Source organism: Burkholderia sp. 8Y, assembly GCF_902506145.1.
Taxonomy (GTDB): Bacteria; Pseudomonadota; Gammaproteobacteria; order Burkholderiales; family Burkholderiaceae; genus Caballeronia.
This window is the reverse complement of the sequence record NZ_LR733520.1, coordinates 2,295,992-2,313,841: the sequence shown is the minus strand read 5'-3', so window position 1 is coordinate 2,313,841 and position 17,850 is coordinate 2,295,992. Positions and strand designations below refer to the sequence as shown.

Sequence of the window (17,850 nt, the reverse complement as noted above, 5' to 3'; positions counted from 1 at the left end):
GCTCAATCGGCCGCTCATACGGCCGTTCACTCGGCGGCATCGAGCGTCCGGCGCGAACGGGATCGAACCGCCACCCATACATGCCGCCACGACAGTTTCCCGCATCGAAGAATCAAGGCGACGCTCAGCCACGCCGGCGGCGGCTCGTCGCCGCGCTGCTTTCCGTGCCCGGCCTGATGCCCGCGCTGGCCCATGCGCAGCTCGCCGGCCAGGCCGCCGACGCGCAGCCGATCGACGGCCCCGGCAGTCTGCGTCTCGCGCCGCAGTTGCTCGAACGGCCGCTGAAAAGCGGTCAGCAGCCCACGACCTTCCTGCTCGGCGACAAGGCCACCGGCACGTCGGACGAGGACATGGCGGCTAAGGGTTCGGCCGAAGTGCGCCGCACCGTCACGGTCATCAAGGCCGACGCGCTGCATTACGATCAGGATACGGACATGGCCGACGCTTTCGGTCATGTCAGGCTGATCAACAACGGCGTGTCGTTCGTCGGCCCGGAAGCGCATCTGAAGGTGGATTCGAACGAAGGGTTCATGACGAACCCGAAGTATTACTTCAATCTGACGGGCGGCTCGGGCAGCGCGGAGCGCATCGACCTGATCGACAACGAGCGCGCGCGCGTCGATCACGGCACGTACACGGCATGCCAGTGCGAGACCGATCCGGCGTGGTACATCAAGGGTTCGTCGTTCGATTTCGATACCGGCTCGGAAGAGGGCATCGCGCATAACGGCGTGCTGTTCTTCCAGGGCGTGCCCGTGTTCGCGAGCCCGTGGCTCTCGTTCCCGCTGACGGGCGACCGCCGCAGCGGCCTGCTGCCGCCGACGTTTTCGCTGAGTTCGACGACGGGCTTCGAAGCCACGATCCCGTACTATTTCAATATCGCGCCGAATCGCGATCTGACCGTCACGCCGCGCATCATGTCGCGGCGCGGTGTGCTCGGCGAAGCGAACTACCGCTATCTGTCGCCGACGTATTCGGGCTCGCTGACGGTCGACTACCTGCCGAACGACCGTGAAACGCACACGAACCGCTATGCGATCTTCTGGCAGCATCGGCAGAATTTCGGCGGCGGTTTTGGCGGCTACGTCAATTACAACAAGGTTTCGGACGATCAATATCCGGAAGACCTCGGCAACGCGTCGAACCAGTTCCTGAACGGCACGCAGTTGCTGTATCAGCAGGAAGCCGGGCTGACGTACAACAACGGACCGTGGTCCGTGCTCGGCCGCGAGCAACGCTGGCAGACGCTGCAGCCGTCCATTCCGCCGTACGCACGCGAGCCGCAGTTGAACGTGCAGTACAACAAGTACAACGTCGGCGGCTTCGATTACGGCGCGGAAGCGGACTTCACGCGCTTCACGATCACGCAGGAAGGCGCGACCGACGGTCAGCGCATGTACTTCAACCCGTACCTGAGTTACGGGGTCAACGCGCCGGGCTATTTCTTCACGCCGAAGATTCAGTGGCACTTCGCGTCGTACGACCTGAGCCACATCGCGACGGGGCCGGTCGCGGGACAGCCGCTCACGCCCGCCGGGCAGCCGAAGAACGTCACGGAGTCGATCCCGACGTTCAGTCTCGATACGGGGCTCGTGTTCGACCGTTCCGTGCGGCTCTTCGGGCAGGATTACATTCAGACGCTGGAGCCGCGGCTCTATTACGTCTACACGCCGTATCGCAATCAGAATTTCGCGCCGATCTTCGATACCGCCGAAGCCGACTTCGGGCTCGCCGAGATCTACACGCCGAACACGTTCGTCGGCAACGACCGTATCGCGGACGCGAACCGGCTGACCGCCGGCCTGACCACGCGCTTCATCAATCCCGCGACGGGCGACGAGCGCGCGCGTTTCGTGATCGCGCAGCAGTACTATTTCACGAGCCAGCGCGTCACGATCAGCGAGGATCAGCCGATCAACGAGGCCAAGCACTCGGACCTGATCGCCGGCGCGGCAATCAAGCTGGGCGCTGGTTTCGCCTCGGAAACGGCGTTCCAATATAATGTCGACAATAACCAGCTCGTGCGTACGAGCGTCGGCTTTTCGTTCAGTCCGGCCGACCGCAAGGTCATCAACGTCGGCTACCGGTACACGCGCTCGAATCAGACCACGCTGGTCAACGAGCCGATCAACCAGTTGCTGGTCTCCGGCGAATGGCCTCTGACGAACCGTCTCTATGCCGTCGCACGTGTCAATTATGATCTCGCGAGCCACCGGCTCGTCGACGGCCTCGTGGGCTTCCAGTACGATGCCGACTGCTGGGCGCTCGGCTTCGGCGCGCAGCGTTATGCCAACGGCGTGAACACGAGCGGCCAGCCTTCGTCGGGTACGCGCGTGCTTGCGCAGATCACCTTCAAGGGCTTGTCGAAGGTCGACAACGGTCTCGTCAGCGCGTTCCGCGCCAGCGTGCAGGGTTATCAGCCGCCGCCGCCGTCCGCTCCGCCGCTCGCTCGCTTCAGCGACTACGAGTGACAAGAGGCAACACAGCGCCGTCAAGGCGTGCAGCGCACGAATGGGTCAAGTCTGGATTTGATGGAGTATCTGTGGCAAACATGAAACTGTTTCGATCGACGGCGATTGCCGCGGGCGCGCTGACAGCGGCGCTGATGGTGAGTTCGCCGGCCGGTGCGCAGGCGTTGTCGAACTCGAATGTGCAGGTGGCGGATTCCGTCGTCGCGGTGGTGAACGATGGCGTCATCACCCAGCGCGAGCTGGAAGAGCGCACGAAACTGATCGCGCAGCGGCTCAAGCAGCAGAATGCGCCGGTGCCGCCCATCGAACAGATGCGCCGGCAGGTGCTCGACCAGATGGTGCTCGAGCGCATCCAGTTGCAGAAGGCGAAGGACGACGGCATCGTCATCGACGACGCCGCCGTCAACCGCACGCTGCAACGCCTCGCGCAGCAAAACCAGATGACGCTCGATGTCTATCGCTCGCGCATCGAGGCGCAAGGCGTGCCGTGGGCCACCTTCGTGCGCGACGCGCGCACCGAACTCACGCTCTCGAAGCTGCGCGAGAAGGAAGTCGACAGCAAGATCACCGTGTCCGATGGCGAAGTGGCGAACTACATCGCCAGCCAGCGCGGACCGGGCGCGCGCAACGCAAGCGACCTGCATCTACAGCACATCATGTTCAAGCTGCCGTCGAATGCGCCGGAATCGGATGTCGCGGCGGTGCAGGCGAAGGCCGACGCCGTGCTCAAGCAGGCGCAGGCCGGCGACGACTTCTCGAAGCTCGCGAAGCAAAACTCGCAGGACACCGACGCCAGCAAAGGTGGCGATCTCGGCTTCCGCACGCCGGCCACGCTGCCGGCGGGCATCGTCTCGGCGGTCTCGGGGCTGCGTCCGGGCCAGGTCGTGCCGACGCTCCTGCGCACCGACGGCGGCTTCGAAATCGTGAAGCTGGTCGATCGCCGCGCGAGCGAAGGCACGGCGGCCGATGCGCCGAAGCTCGTGCAGACGCACGTCCGCCACATCCTGCTGCGCGTGTCGGATGGCATGTCGGAAGCCAGCGCGCGCCAGAAGCTCGTCGATATCAAGCAACAAGTGGCGGCGGGCGGCGATTTCGCCAACTTCGCGCGGACGTATTCGCAGGACGGCTCGGCGTCGCAAGGCGGCGATCTCGGCTGGATCAGCCCCGGCGAAACGGTGCCGGAATTCGAGCGCGCCATGAACAACTTGCCGGACGGCGCGGTCAGCGACCCGGTGCGCAGCGAATACGGCTATCACCTGATTCAGGTGCTCGGCCGCCGCGACGCCGAAGGGTCGGCCACGCAGCAGCTCGATATCGCGCGTCAGGCCATCGGCCAGCGCAAGGCCGAGCAGGCGTACTCCGACTGGCTGCGCGAACTGCGCGACACGGCGTACGTGCAGTACAAGGGCATCGCTGCGCAAGAGGCGCAGCAGTAAGCCGTATGAGCACCGCCGCGCATCCGGACCGGCCGCTTTCCGTCGCCATCACGACGGGCGAACCGGCTGGCGTCGGTCCGGAGCTGACCGCCGCGGCGCTCGGTCAGGCAGAAGCGCGCTGGCCGTCGGTGCGCTTCACCGTGCTCGGCGACCGCGCGTTGCTCGAAGCGCGGTCGGGCGCGAAGTGGCCTTCGAACGGCGATCTCATCCAGATCGAGCATCACGCGCTCGCGGCGCCCGCCGAGGCCGGCAAGCTGAACGCGGCGAACGGGCGCTACGTGCTCGGCCTGCTCGATGCCGCTATCGACGGCGCGGTCGCGGGCCGCTTCGACGCTATCGTCACCGCGCCGCTCCAAAAGAGCACGATCAACGATGCGGGCGTGCCGTTCACCGGCCACACCGAATATCTCGCCGAACGCACGCACACGCCGCGCGTGGTGATGATGCTCGCGGGCACGGGCGAGCGCCCGTTGCGCGTCGCGCTCGCGACCACGCATCTGCCGCTGAAGGACGTCTCGGCTGCGCTCAGCATCGACGGCATTGTCGAGACGCTTTCCATCATCCATCACGATCTTCGCGCGCACTTCGGCCTTGCCGCGCCGCGCATTCTCGTCACCGGGCTCAATCCGCACGCGGGCGAAAACGGCTATCTGGGCCGCGAGGAAATCGACGTCATCGCGCCCGCGCTCGAACGCGCCCGCGCGCTCGGCATCGACGCGCCCGGTCCGTATCCCGCCGACACGCTGTTTCAGCCGCGCTATCTGAAAGACGCTGATTGCGTGCTGGCCATGTTCCACGACCAGGGCCTGCCCGTGCTCAAGTATGCGACGTTCGGCGAAGGCATCAACGTGACGCTCGGCTTGCCGATCATTCGCACGTCCGTCGATCACGGCACGGCGCTCGATCTCGCGGGCACGGGCCGCGCGGACCCCGGCAGCATGATCGCCGCCATCGACGCCGCCGTCACCATGGCGCGCCACAAACGCAGCGCCTGACTGCATACAACGACAACGTATGTCCACACGACACCAGGGCCATCTGGCGCGCAAACGCTTCGGCCAGAACTTTCTTGTCGATCAGGGCGTGATCGATTCCATCGTCGACGTCATTGCGCCGCAGCGCGGCGAACGCATGGTCGAGATCGGGCCGGGGCTCGCCGCCCTCACGGCGCCGCTCATCGAGCGCCTCGCCACGGCGGAGTCGCCGCTGCACGCGGTGGAACTGGACCGCGATCTGATCGGGCGGCTGGAAAAACGCTTCGGCGAGCGGCTCGTCGTGCATTCGGCGGACGCGCTCGAATTCGATTTCGGCACGCTCGCGCTCGCTCACGACAAGCCGTCGCTGCGCATCGTCGGCAATCTGCCGTACAACATTTCGAGTCCGCTCCTTTTTCATCTGACGGCGTTCGCGCCGAAGGTGATCGACCAGCACTTCATGCTTCAGGACGAAGTGGTCGAGCGCATGATCGCCGAGCCCGCGAGCAAGGAATACGGGCGTTTGTCGGTCATGCTGCAATATCGCTACGTGATGGACAAGCTGATCGACGTGCCGCCCGAGTCGTTCCAGCCGCCGCCGAAGGTGAACTCCGCGATCGTCCGCATGATTCCGTTCGCGCCGCACGAACTGCCGGCCGTCAATGAAACGGTGCTGAGCGATGTCGTCAAGGCCGCGTTCGCGCAGCGTCGCAAGGTTTTGCGCAACAATCTCGCGGCATATCGCGACAAGGTCGATTTCGATGCGCTCGGCTTCGATCTCGCGCGTCGCGCCGAAGAAGTGCCGGTGGCGGAGTTCGTCGCGCTGGCGCAGGCGCTTGAGCGCAGTTGATTCGTCGGTTCATCATTGGCACGTCGCTTCGCACGCATCACAGGCGAGCAGCTTCATCAATCGTTCCAGCCTGATGCGCTGATCGCGCTGCAAGCCGCGCGTCGCGCTGACCTGCTGCACGCGCTTGCGCCAGTACGTCTGGCCGAATAGCGAATTCGCGCCTTCAGCCGACAAGACGCGCTCCAGATGCACGATGGCGGCGTCGACGTTATGAGCGGTGTAGGGACTTGTCATCGGATTGCCTCGCTGCGTGTTGACGTTCACGAATTCTGCGTGCGCGTCGGGACATTTCGCGTCTCTTGAGCGGCGCCGTCGCGCTGGCCGAACGAGACGCGACATGTCCCGGATGTCTGCAACGATCGTCGTTCGAACACGAGAGAAGCGCGATCACCCATTCAAAGGAGACAGCGCCATGCGCTTCATTCACGCGGCCGATATTCATCTCGACAGCCCGCTGCACGGACTGTCCGCCTACGCCGACGCGCCCGCCGACATGCTGCGCAACGCCACGCGCGAGGCGTTCTCGAAGCTCGTCTCCGTGGCCATCGACGAGCAAGTGGACTTCATGGTCATCGCGGGCGACCTGTACGACGGCACCTGGCGCGATCACAACACGGGCATCTTTTTCTGCAAGGAAATGGGGAAGCTGCGCCGCGCGGGCATTCCCGTCTACCTCCTGTACGGCAATCACGACGCCGAAAGCGAAATGACGAGCCAGCTTCAGTTGCCGGACAACGTCCACACGTTCTCGACCCGAAAGCCGCAGACGTATCGCATCGACGCGCTGAAAGTCGCGCTGCACGGCCACAGTTTCAAGGACAAGGCGGTGACGACGAATCTCGTGACCGCGTATCCGCCGCCCGTCGACGGTTATTTCAACATCGGCGTGCTGCACACGGCGCTCGAAGGCGCGGCGATGCACGCGAGCTACGCACCCTGCACGGTCGCGGAACTGCACGCGCGCGAATATCACTACTGGGCGCTCGGTCACGTTCACGAATTCGCGATCTGGCAGGAAGCATCGACCATCGTGTTTCCGGGCAATTTGCAGGGGCGCACCATCCGCGAGACGGGCCGGCGCGGCGCGGTGATCGTTACCGTGTCCGAGGCGGATGAGGTCAGCGTCGAGCGGCTTTTTATCGACGTGTTGCGCTGGGAAAGCGTCAATGTCGATGCGGCGGGCCTCGACACGCTCGACGAAGTCGCCCGCGCGGCGGGCCGTGCGCTCGAGGCGCTGGTCGACGCGGCCGAGCGGCCCGTGCCGCACGCGGTGCGCGTGAGCATCACGGGCGCGACGAAGGCGCACGGCGAACTCTTCGCCAACGAGAAGCAGCTGCGCGCCGAAGTGCTTGCGCAGATCGCGGCGATCAGCCATGACCGCTTGTGGCTCGAAAAAGTGAAAGTGGCGACGCAGCCGATCACGCGCGAACGCGCGGCATCGGGCTCAGCCGATGGCGGCGACGCGCTCGCCGATCTCCACGGCCTCTTGATCGAAGCCGAATCCGATCCCGAATTCCTCGCCATGCTGAAAGACCGGCTCATCACGCTTGCGACGCAAGCGCCGAGCGAATTGCAGAAGTCCGTGCCCGAACTCGAATGCGTGCGCGACGGCGATCTGGCGAAGCTCGTGAGCGACGCACGCTCCGGCCTGATCGCGCAACTCGCGGACGCGGAGTAACGCATGCGCGTCAGTCAACTCAATCTCATCCGCTTCGGCAAATTCACGGATCACGCCGTCGAGTTTCCGCTGGCGGACCACGATTTCCATTTCGTCGTCGGCCCGAACGAGGCAGGCAAATCCACGATCAAGACAGCCATTTCCGAGTTGCTCTTCGGCATGCCGCATAGCTCGTCGCTCGCGTTTCTGCATCCGCAAAGCGATCTGCGGCTCGGCGCGAAGCTGGAGAAAGACGGCGCGGCGCTCGCGTTTCATCGCACGAAGAGTCGCAAGTCGCCGCTCGCGACGCCGAATGGCGACCCGCTCGCCGCCGATGCGCTCGCGCCGTTCCTCGGCACCGCCGACAAGAGCTTCTTCGAACAGATGTATTGCCTCGACCACACCGCGCTGATTCGCGGCGGTCAAAGCATTCTGGATGCATCGAGCGATGTCGGGCAGGTGCTGTTTCAATCGGCGGCGGGGATTGCGAGTCTGGGCGAAGTGCGCCAGCGTCTCGCGGACGAAGCGGACAGCCTCTGGGCGAAGCGCAAATCGGGCGAGCGCGCGTACTACGTTGCGCAAAAGCAATACGACGAAGCCAGCGCCGCGCTGAAGGCCGCGAGCGTGCGAACGGCGCAGTGGCGTCGCGCGCACGGCGCGGTCGAAGAAGCGCAGGAGCGCAGCCGCGAGCAGGAAGCGCGTCGCGCCGAACTGGAAACGGTGCGCGCGAAGCTGGAGCGCATTCGACGCGCCGCGCCGTATCTCAACGTATGGCGCGCGAAGTCCGCGGAACTGGACGCGCTCGGCGATACCGCGGATCTCCCCGCCAACGCCGAAGCGACGCTTCAGAACGCGCTCACGCGGCTCGCCTCGGCGCACACCGCGCTCGACTTGCACACGAGCGCGGTCGATCAGTTGAAGAAGGACTTGAGCGAGATTCGCGTCGATCAGGCGCTGCTCGCCGTCGAATCCGACATTCGCGCGCTCGAAGCAACGCGGCATCAGTGCGCGAATCACGCGAACGAGATCGCGCGGCTGGAACAGGAGGTCGCCGTGCGCGTGCGGCAGATCGCGCAAGACAGCGCGCAACTCGGCTGGCCGCAGGACGAGACGCGCGCCCGGCAGTCGCTGCCGGGTCCGCTCGTGTTGCAGGTCGTGTCGAGCCTGATGCTCGATCGCGGCGAACTGGAACTCGCGGCGCGCAACGCGGAGCGCGCGGCGCAGATAAGCGTCGAGCAGATCGCGGCCTTGGAGACGCGCCTCGCGGCGCTGTCCGATTGCGACGTCGTGCCTGGATTGCGCGCCGCGCTGCGGGCCGCGCAGAAGTCGCGCGATACCGACGCGACGCAACGCCGCCTCGACGACGCGCGCCGCGATGCCGACCACGCATTGCAGGCGGCGCTCGCATCGCTCGGCAAGTGGACGCGGCCGCTGTCCGAACTGCGCGCGATGACGCTGCCCGCCGCCGAGCGCATCGCTGCGCTGCGCGACGAGCGGCAGGCGCTGGCGTCGCGCATCGCGGTGGCCGGCGACCGGCTGAAGGAAGTGCAAGACGCGCTGCACGCGACGCAAACCGAACTGGGCGACTTCGTGCAGACGCATGACGTGGTGACAGCCGCCGATGTGCGCGACGCCCGCGACGCGCGCAACGCCGCGTGGCACGCGATCCGCGCGGGCGACACGCCGCTCGCGACAGCCGCGCCGCACTTCGAAACCGCGATGCACGCCGCCGACGGGCTGGCGGATCGTCAACTCGGCTCGGTCGGCCAGGCAACGCAACTGATGGCGCTCAAGCGGCGCGTGGCAGTGGAACAGGAAACCGTGGCGCGCCGCGAGCAAGCCGCACGCGACGCCGCGACGTCGCTCGATCAGTTCGACGCCGCGTGGCGCGCGCTGGCCGCGCAATCGCAGATCACGGACATGGCGCTCGACGACGTGCCGTGGTGGCTCGCGCGCCGCGATCAGGCGCTTGTCGCATCGCAGACGCTCGACCGCCACACGGACGAACTCGCACGCGAATCCGCCGATGCACAATCGCGCCGCGCCGAACTCGCGCGGCAACTCGCGCAAGCGGGCGTGCCTGCCGATGTGCGCGCCGGTCTCGACGCGCTATGCGATATCGCAGAGAGCCATATCAGCGCCATCGACGAGGCAGCGGTGACGCGGCGCCATGTCAGCGAACAGCTCGACGTGGCGCGCGCCGAAAGCATCGCGCGCCAACGCGCCGAGAAGAGCGCGCGCGAAGCCTTCGAGCACTGGCAGCGCGAGTGGTCGGCGGCGGTCGGCCGTGCGGGCCTCGCGGTGGCAGCGGACTCGCAGGCGGCGGCGGAGACGGCCATCGGCATCGTGAAGAAGGTCGGCGATCAGCTTGCGCAGATCGACGCCATCCGCTCGCAACAGATCGAGCCGATGCGCGCGTCCCTCGCGGCGTTCGAATCGGACGCGGCGCGGCTCGCAACGCACATCGACCACGCGCTCGCCGCGCTCGAAGCAAGCGGCGTTTCGGCGGAATTGTCGTCGCGGCTGGAGAGCGCGTGCGCGGCGCGCGGCGAGGCGCAACGCATCCGCCGTGAACTCGCGACGGCGAACGAGCAGGTGAGCGCCGCGAAAGCCGCCCTCGACGAAGCGCGTGCGAGCTTGCGCCCGCTCTATGAACTTGCCGGCGTGGACACGCCGGAACTGCTTGCCGCGCGCATCGCGAAGTCGCAACGCAAGCGCGATCTGACCGCCGCCGTCAACGAGGCGCGCGACGCATTCATCAAGGGCGGCGACGGACTTCCGCTCGACGCGCTGATCGTAGAAGTAGACGGCGCGGACATCGCGGGCGTGCAGGCGCAACTCTCGCTGACGAGCGGCGCGATCAACGAATCGGTGAACGTCTCGACCGCGCTCGCCGCTCAACTCGACGCCGCGCAACGCGAGCTGGACGCCATCTCGGGTGAAGCCGACGCGGCGCGCGCCGAGGCGAAACGTCAGGAGGCGCTCGCCGCCATGGCCGACGCCGCCGAGCGTTTCGTCAAGGTCGAGACGGCATCGACGCTGCTGAAGTGGGCCATCGACCGCTATCGCGAGCGCCGCCAGGGTCCGATGCTCTCGCGTGCGAGCGCGATCTTCGCGGAACTGACGCTCGGCGCGTTTTCGCGGCTCGTCGTCGATTACGACCGCCAGCCGATGGCGCTCGCCGCCGTTCGCGCGACGAGCGGCGCGCATGTCGAAATCGCCGGAATGAGCGAGGGCACGCGCGATCAGCTTTTTCTCGCGCTGCGGCTCGCGGCGCTGGAGGAGCACGCCGAGAAGGCATCGGCGCTGCCGTTCGTCGCGGACGATCTGTTCATCAATTTCGACGATGGCCGCGCGCGCGCCGGCCTGCGCGTGCTCGCGCAGATCGCGAAGCGCACGCAGGTCATCTTCCTGAGCCACCACGACCATCTCGTCGGCATGGTGCGCGAGGTGTTCGGGCCGCAGGTCAACGTGCGTTACATGGGCTGAAGCGCGAAGCGCCATCAGCCGTTCAGCGCGCGATCGAGCCGCAGCAGCGTTTCCTTCGCGCCGCCCGCGATGCCGACGCCCACGCCCGGCGCAATGCCGTGCTCGCGCGGATTGATGCGAACGACGCGCGGCCCGTGCCGTTCGCTGAAGCGCCGCACGGTCGGCAGCGCGCGGCCCGCGCCGAGTTCGACGACCACGAGCCGTTCGACATCGCGAAGCCACGCCGCGAGCCGCCGTTCCTCTTGCGCGGACTGCGTGTCGATCCAGTTCCAGTCGCCAAACATCAGGATGTTCGGGCGCGCGACACGCCCGCAATGCGGACACAGCGGCAGCGCGTTGACGAGTTCGCAGCGGCTTTCGTCGATGACCGGCTCGAACGCGTCGGCGGGCCAGATGTCGTTCGTGCAGGCGTCGATGCACTGCATCGCGTGGATCGCGCCGTGGCATTGCGCGATGCGCTCGGCGGCGAAACCCGCGCGCTGGAACTGGCCGTCCACATTGCTCGTGAAGACGAACGCGCCGTGACGCATGCGCGCGCCCCAGCGCCTCAGCACGTCGAAGCCTTCGTGCGGCTGCGTCGCGCGATACAGCGCCAGCCGATGCCCGTAAAAGCCCCACGCAAGACGCGGATGACGCACGAAGCCGTCGGGATTGGCCATCTCTTCGAACGAGAAACCGTGATGCCGCAATGCCGGATATGCGCGCCAGAAACCTTCCGGGCCGCGAAAGTCCGGCAGGCCCGAATCGACGCCCATGCCCGCGCCGGCGGTGATAAGCAGGCCGTCAGCGTCGGCGAGCCAGGCTGCGGCCTCTTGGACGAGCGCTTCGTCGCTCATGCGGCTTCCCCTGCGTGCGCGCTTGCCGTTGCGTGCCGATAGCGGTTCGCGAGCTTCAGATAGTCTTGCGCGAATTCATCACGCAACGCTTGCGGCGCCAGAATCTCGACGCCCGCGCCGAGCGCGCGCAGCCACCAGCGCAACTTGAGACTCGGCGTGACGGTGCCGGTCACTTTCATGCGCCCATCGGGCAGCGTGCCGATCTCCTGATCCTTCGACATCGGCGATTCGCGCAACTGATTGCCCGCGCTGCCTTCGAACGCGAGCTCCAGCTTCACGGCCGGCTCGGGGAGAAAGTCGAACGCCTGCTGCGTCTCGATGTACTTGCGCAAGCGGAAATCATCCGGATAACTGAACGATTCGCCGGATTCCGTCACCGACCGAATGCGATCCAGCCGATACAGCGCGCGCGCCGATTCGGCCTCGCCTTCGCCGGCGCGCGGCGCGCGGCTCGGGTCCTGCGCGACCATGTACATGACGCCCGCCGATTCGACGAGCGCGAGCGGCCAGAGGCGCTTCGTCTTCGGCGCGTCGTTCTTGTTTTCGCTGCGGTAGGCGGCGCGATACTGCACGAGCAATTCGCGCTCGAAGAACGTCGCGGTGGCCACCGTGTTGAAGATCTCCGGACGCAGCTTCGGGCGAATCAGCGTGAACGCGCCATCCACCGAATCGATCTTGTCGGCCCACGCGCGGTACATGCGGCTGTCCGCTTTCTCTTGCGAAAGGCGCGCCTCGGCGGCCTTGAAAAGCGGATCGATGTCTTTCGTCACCGCTGCGGGCAGCTTGTTGCCGGCGAATCGCTGGAGGATATGGAACGCCACGGCCTCCGACGCGCTCATCAGGCCGACGCCTTCCTGAAGGCCGTGCAGCCACGGCTTGCGCTGCCAGAGCAGCTCGCGGCCGTTGATGGTCGAAATCACGCGCGAGTCCGCTTCCAGCGCGGTGAGGTGGCGCTGAACCTTTTTCGTGTACCCGACGCGGTGCCCGCGCTCTTCCAGCCGGCGGCGCACCTCAGGCGTCGAGAGCCACGAGACCGCGTCGCGTTCGGTGGGCAGTACGCGGAGGATGGCTTCGTCGAGACTGGAGGTCATGGAGCGTTCCTGAAGGCTTTATCGCCTCATTATAGGAACGATTGGGACACGACGTGTCTCGAACTCGGCCCGCCCGGACCATCCCTTCGCTGCTCGCAGCGCTACCGGATCAACTCCTGCTTGCGCGCCCAGACCATCGCGTCGTAGCGGCTCGAGACGCCCAGTTTCGCGAAGATGTTCCGCAGATTCCACTTCACCGTTTCGAGCGTGATGTTCAGCGTGAGCGCAATGCGCTTGTTCGACATCGCCTGCGCGACCAGCCCGAGAATCTCGACTTCGCGTTGCGTGAGAACCGCTTCCGTCTTCGACGTGCTCGCGCGTCGCAGCAAGGAGGCGGCATCGTCCGCCTGGGCCAGATCGGCGAGCTTCTCAACGAGTTGCTCCAGATAGCCCACATTGGATGCGTCGAGCCGCTTGTCGCGCAAGAGCGCGCCGAGTTGCTTGCCGACGATCTGCGCTTCGTCGACGAAAGTCCGCACGAGGCCCAGTTCGCGCCCGGCCTGGACCGCGCGAAGCAGGCACGCGGTCGCGTCGTCGCTGCGCTTCATGTCTGCCAGCACCGCGCCGGAGAGCAGATCCACCAGCGCAAGCAGACGGCCGCGGTTGAAGCCGGCCGCATGCGCGCGGACGATATCCAGCGCGCGCAACGCTTCGGCGGGATCGTCGTTGCGCAGCACGCGCGCACGCGTGAGCGCGGCGTTGGCCACGATTTCGTCGCGAATCTGCGGGCCGGGCGTGCCTGTGCGTGCAAGTTCGTCGAGCAGCGCGGCGGTCTCGCTCGCGCCGGTGCGATCACCCTTCACCAGCAGGACTTTCACCTGTTCGGCCAGCATGTAGCTCACGGCGCGCGGTTGCCCGACGCTTTGCAAATGCGACATCTGCTGCCGAAGAAAGGCGAGCGCGGCATCGGCGCCTTCCTGCAGAAGATCGAGCCTCGCGCGGCACAGCGAAGCCCAGATCGTCACGTCCGGTCCGGACGAGTGCAGCAGGCCGCGCCGGTTCGCGATCGTCTCGCGGGCGTCGTCGATGCGGTCGAGTTCGTAATACACGCCCGCGAGCAGCCCGGCGCACACGTTGGCGCTGATCGAATGATGACCCGCCGCCTTCACCGATCGCGCGAGCAACGCCGAGCCCAGACGTTCTGCATCGCGCATGCGGCCTTCGAACATGAGATTCGATACGAGCGTCGCTTCGGCGACGAGCGCCATGTCGTTGTTGCGGTCGGCAAGCGGGATCGGATGCGTGTCGAAGAGGCGCTTCGCGTCCGCGTAGCGGCCCGCCGAGCGGTATGCCACGCCGAGTTCCGCGATCAGCATGTAGCGCAGGAATGGGTTCTCGACCGCCGCGTCGCGCACAGGTTCGAGCAATTCGATCATGCGCGCGGCGTCGTCATGCTGGAACGCGATGGCCGCCTCGACGAGCGGCAGACTGCGCTCGATTTCCGGCGGAACCGGGTGCGCGCCGCTGCGCAATTGCGCGAGCCACGCCTTCGCCTTCGCAGGACGCGACGTCAGCGAAACGGTCAGGCAGGCGAGAAACAGGAGGCGCGGATGACGGAACAGCACTTCTTCCGGCACGCGATCCAGCAGATGCAGCGTCGGGCTGAGATAGTCGAGGTTCCACGTCGCGGGCGCGGCGCGCTCGATCATGCCGGTGGCGAATTCGATATCGTTGCCGAGACTCGCATGGCGCATGGCTTCCGCGAGCAGCCCGTTTTCCGCGAACCAACGCGCGCCGCGCCGATGCAGTTCGTTCACGGCGTCGCGGCCACGCCGCTCCAGACGCGTGACCAGAAACTCCCCAAAGAGCCGATGCAGGCGATACCAGATCATTCTGTCGTCCGAATCGATCCGGATGGTCAGCAGGTTGTCGTCCTCCATCTTCTTGAGCAGGTCCGCCGCATTCGCCTGACCCGTGACGCTCTGCGCCAGCGACGCGTTGAAGCGCCGGAACACCGACACGCTTTCGGCAAACGCAGTCAGTTGCTCGGGCAGATGCGCGATGATCTCTTCGCTCAGATAGGTCTGCAGATCATTGGAGCGCCACACGAGATCCTGAAGCATGGTCCGCGCTTCGGGGCGGTTGCGCAGCATCGTGACGATCAGTTGCAGACACGACGGCCAGCCGCTCGTGAGCTCATGGATCAGGCTCAGCTCGTCCGCGTTGATCTTGCCGGGGCCGAGATTTTCGTCGAGAAAATGCCGCGTTTCCGGCAGATCGAAAGGCAATTCGGCGCTGTCCACTTCGACGATCTGACCCATCATGCGCAGCCGGCTCAGGCTGAGCGGCGGTGTCACGCGCGATGAAATCACGAGATGCAGATTGCCCGGCCCGTGATCGAGCAGCTTCTGCACGAACTTGTGCGCGGCGGGCGCTTCGACGTGGTGATAGTCGTCGATGATGAGGTACACGTCCTTCGGCAAATCGACCGCGCCTTCGACGATGGCCGCGATCGCCGCGTCCATCGCGCCGGCGCTCGTGTCGTCGAGCGGCATGTCGGTTTCGACCGAAATGCCGAGCCGCTGCATCGCCGCGAAAAGCTCGGTGCAGAAATCCGCGTAGCCGCCGTCGTCGGCGCTCAGCGAAAGCCATGCGACTTCCGCGCCGGACTTCAGGCAGTTCTGGCGCCATTGGGCAAGCAGCACGGTCTTGCCGTAACCGGCACTGCCGGACACGAGCGCGAGTTTCGCCTGATGCACGCGGTCCAGTTGCGCGAGCAGATTCGTGCGAGGGACGTGCCGTGCGCCGATGCGCGGCGGCGAAAACTTGGTGGAAACCAGGTGTTTGGTGAAAGGCGTGGGCAAGTCGTCACCTAGTCGATGCAGTGATGCGGCGGCCGCAAAAGCCGCGCGAGGGAAGCTCTGCTTGGCGGTCGCTCGACCGCCGGCGATGGCCCCCCCTGAACGAGGGGTGCGAATCGGATGACCGGAAACTAACTTACCCGAACGCGAACGTCAACGAAGGCAATTACTAATACTGTGGAGGAGAGATGAGTTTCTCACATGCGCTCGTGGGTTCCGTGGGCTGGCTGACGATGGATCGGCCCGCCGCGATGAACAGCCTGAATCGCGAGATGGCCACCGGCTTGACCGAGCAACTCAAGGCATGGCGCAACGACGACAGCGTGCGCGCCGTCGTGCTGACGGGCAACGGGCGCGCGTTCTGCGCGGGCGCCGACCTCATCGAAGCCGCCGCCGCGCCTGCGGAGGGCGTGCGCGATTTCCTCGAACTGATCGTCGAGTTCTTCGACACGCTGCGCGCGTTTCCGAAGCCGGTCATCGCCGCGGTGAACGGGCTCGCGCTCGCGGGCGGCCTCGAAATCGTGCTCGCATGCGACATCGTGCTCGCGTCCGAGTCGGCGAAGCTGGGCGACGCGCATTCCAACTTCGGCGTCTTTCCGGGCGCGGGCGGCGCAGCCATTCTGCCGCGCAAGGTGCCGGTCAACGTCGCGCGCTATCTGCTTTTCACGGGCGATGCCATGAGCGCCGCCGAACTGAAGGCGCACGGTCTCGTCAACGAAGTGCTCGCGCCCTCGGAACTCGCGGCACGCGCGCAGGCGCTCGGCGACAAGCTCGCGAAGAAGAGCCCGCTCGTGCTCGCCCGCATGAAGCGCGTGGCGAACGAAGCGCCGGACAAATCCGCCGCCGACGCGCTGCGTCACGAACTGCTGGAGCTTCGCGATCATCAGCGTTCCTACGATGTGAAGGAAGGGCTGCGCGCCTTCGCGGAGAAGCGCGAACCGGTCTTCAAGGGCTGCTGACACTCACTCGAACATCAAGGTATCCACATGGAAAAAGTCTATATCGTCGGTGTCGGCATGACGCCGTTCGGCCGTCACCTCGACAAGTCGGTCAAGCAACTGACGGCGTGGGCCGTCGAAGATGCGCTCAAGGATTCCGGCTGCGACCGCAAGTGGGTGCAGGCGGCGTACTTCGGCAACACGACGCAGGGCCACATGCAGGGCCAGCACATGATTCGCGGCCAGGTCGCGCTGATTCCGGCGGGCTTCGGCGGCATTCCCATTCATAACGTCGAGAGCGCGTGCGCGTCGGCGAGCAGCGCGTTTCACCTCGCGGTGACGCAGTTGCGCGCCGGCATGGCCGATGTCGTGCTCGCCGTGGGCGCGGAAAAGATGTACTCGTCGGACAAGGCGCGCATGTTCTCGGTGTTCGATTCCGCCTGGGACGTCGAGACCGCCGAAGCCAACGCGGCGCAGATCGTCGATCTCGGCAAGAACATTTCCCCGCCGCCGGGCACCACGTCGGACAAGCCGTACAGCGTGTTCATGGACGTGTACGCGGGCATCGGGCGGCAACTCATGTCGCGCTTGGGCATCACGCAGCGCCAGTTCGCGGCGGTGTCTTCGAAGAACCACAACCATTCGGTTCACAACGCGCGGTCGCAGTATCGCAAGCCGATGACCATCGACGAGATTCTCGCGGCGCCGCCCATCACGTATCCGCTGACCTTGCCGATGTGCTCGCCGATTTCCGACGGCGCGGCGGCTGCGATTCTCTGCACGGAGTCGGCGCTGGAACGCTACGGTTTCGACCGCAAGCGGGCGGTCCGCGTGCTCGCGACGGTGGTGCGCTCGGCCTCGCCGCGCGACGGCGACGATCTCGCCAACCACATCACCGTTCATGCGGCGAAGCTGGCCTACGACGAAGCGGGCATCGGACCCGAAGACATCAACGTGGCCGAACTGCACGACGCGTCGTCCATCGGTGAAATCGCGCTGTGCGAAAACCTGGGCCTGTGCCGCTCCGGCGACAGCGGCGCCATGGCCGAGCGCGGCGAGACGAGCATCGGCGGGCGCTTGCCGATCAATCCGTCGGGGGGGCTGGAATCGAAGGGGCATCCGATCGGCGCAACGGGCCTCGGGCAGATTTTCGAGCTCGTCGAACAGTTGCGCGGCGAGTGCGGCGCGCGACAAGTGGAAGGCGCGCGCTTCGCGATTCAAGGCAACGGCGGCGGCTTGTGGGGCGTCGAAGAAAGCATCGACCACATCGGCATTTTCGGCCGCGCGTGAAACCAGTAACCAAGAGA

The 17,850-nt window shown here is 66.0% G+C and carries 12 protein-coding genes; 8 read left to right on the top strand and 4 right to left on the bottom strand.

The annotated features are described in order from the left end of the window. The first annotated feature begins 80 nt into the window (after nucleotides 1-80). The 4 genes from GV035_RS21395 to rsmA all read left to right on the top strand — a co-directional run bounded on the left by GV035_RS21395 (nucleotide 81) and on the right by rsmA (nucleotide 5,731). A complete protein-coding gene (locus GV035_RS21395) occupies nucleotides 81-2,471 on the top strand; it encodes an LPS-assembly protein LptD (RefSeq protein ID WP_159836946.1) in 2,391 nt (796 codons plus the stop codon). 71 nt (nucleotides 2,472-2,542) lie between these two features. Then, a complete protein-coding gene (locus GV035_RS21390; RefSeq protein ID WP_442859582.1) occupies nucleotides 2,543-3,907 on the top strand; it encodes a peptidylprolyl isomerase in 1,365 nt (454 codons plus the stop codon). 5 nt (nucleotides 3,908-3,912) lie between these two features. Continuing rightward, on the top strand, nucleotides 3,913-4,902 hold the full coding sequence (pdxA, locus tag GV035_RS21385) for a 4-hydroxythreonine-4-phosphate dehydrogenase PdxA (RefSeq protein ID WP_159836944.1): 990 nt from the start codon (nucleotides 3,913-3,915) through the stop codon (nucleotides 4,900-4,902). A 19-nt stretch (nucleotides 4,903-4,921) separates the two neighbouring features. Beyond that, on the top strand, nucleotides 4,922-5,731 hold the full coding sequence (rsmA, locus tag GV035_RS21380; protein ID WP_159836943.1) for a 16S rRNA (adenine(1518)-N(6)/adenine(1519)-N(6))-dimethyltransferase RsmA: 810 nt from the start codon (nucleotides 4,922-4,924) through the stop codon (nucleotides 5,729-5,731). A 12-nt stretch (nucleotides 5,732-5,743) separates the two neighbouring features. On the opposite strand, the gene GV035_RS21375 is transcribed toward rsmA, so the two are convergent. After that, a complete protein-coding gene (locus GV035_RS21375) occupies nucleotides 5,744-5,995 on the bottom strand; it encodes a hypothetical protein (protein WP_442859581.1) in 252 nt (83 codons plus the stop codon). Between the two features lie 148 nt (nucleotides 5,996-6,143). Between GV035_RS21375 and GV035_RS21370 the strand changes: the two genes are divergently transcribed. Together GV035_RS21370 and GV035_RS21365 are read left to right on the top strand one after the other, a co-directional pair. Beyond that, a complete protein-coding gene (locus GV035_RS21370; protein WP_159836942.1) occupies nucleotides 6,144-7,409 on the top strand; it encodes a metallophosphoesterase family protein in 1,266 nt (421 codons plus the stop codon). A 3-nt stretch (nucleotides 7,410-7,412) separates the two neighbouring features. Further along, nucleotides 7,413-10,877 (top strand): ATP-binding protein, encoded by a 3,465-nt coding sequence (locus GV035_RS21365; RefSeq protein ID WP_159836941.1) that lies wholly within the window; start codon nucleotides 7,413-7,415, stop codon nucleotides 10,875-10,877. A 14-nt stretch (nucleotides 10,878-10,891) separates the two neighbouring features. Here GV035_RS21365 and GV035_RS21360 read toward each other — a convergent pair whose 3' ends face one another. From GV035_RS21360 to GV035_RS21350, 3 genes are all read right to left on the bottom strand, one after another. After that, nucleotides 10,892-11,713 (bottom strand): SIR2 family NAD-dependent protein deacylase, encoded by an 822-nt coding sequence (locus GV035_RS21360; RefSeq protein WP_236572682.1) that lies wholly within the window; start codon nucleotides 11,711-11,713, stop codon nucleotides 10,892-10,894. Then, a complete protein-coding gene (locus GV035_RS21355) occupies nucleotides 11,710-12,804 on the bottom strand; it encodes a helix-turn-helix transcriptional regulator (protein WP_159836940.1) in 1,095 nt (364 codons plus the stop codon). The genes GV035_RS21360 and GV035_RS21355 overlap by 4 nt, the downstream gene beginning before the upstream one ends. A 101-nt stretch (nucleotides 12,805-12,905) precedes the next feature. Next, the gene (locus tag GV035_RS21350; RefSeq protein WP_159836939.1) at nucleotides 12,906-15,608 is read right to left on the bottom strand and encodes a LuxR C-terminal-related transcriptional regulator; all 2,703 of its coding nucleotides are present in this window, start codon (nucleotides 15,606-15,608) and stop codon (nucleotides 12,906-12,908) included. Between the two features lie 185 nt (nucleotides 15,609-15,793). Here GV035_RS21350 and GV035_RS21345 point away from each other — a divergent pair, with 185 nt between their 5' ends. Together GV035_RS21345 and GV035_RS21340 are read left to right on the top strand one after the other, a co-directional pair. Continuing rightward, complete coding sequence (locus GV035_RS21345) at nucleotides 15,794-16,564, top strand: enoyl-CoA hydratase/isomerase family protein (RefSeq protein WP_159836938.1); 771 nt, start codon at nucleotides 15,794-15,796, stop codon at nucleotides 16,562-16,564. 27 nt (nucleotides 16,565-16,591) lie between these two features. Further along, nucleotides 16,592-17,833, top strand: a complete 1,242-nt coding sequence (locus tag GV035_RS21340; RefSeq protein ID WP_159836937.1) for a thiolase family protein — start codon at nucleotides 16,592-16,594, stop codon at nucleotides 17,831-17,833. Nucleotides 17,834-17,850 lie beyond the last annotated feature (17 nt).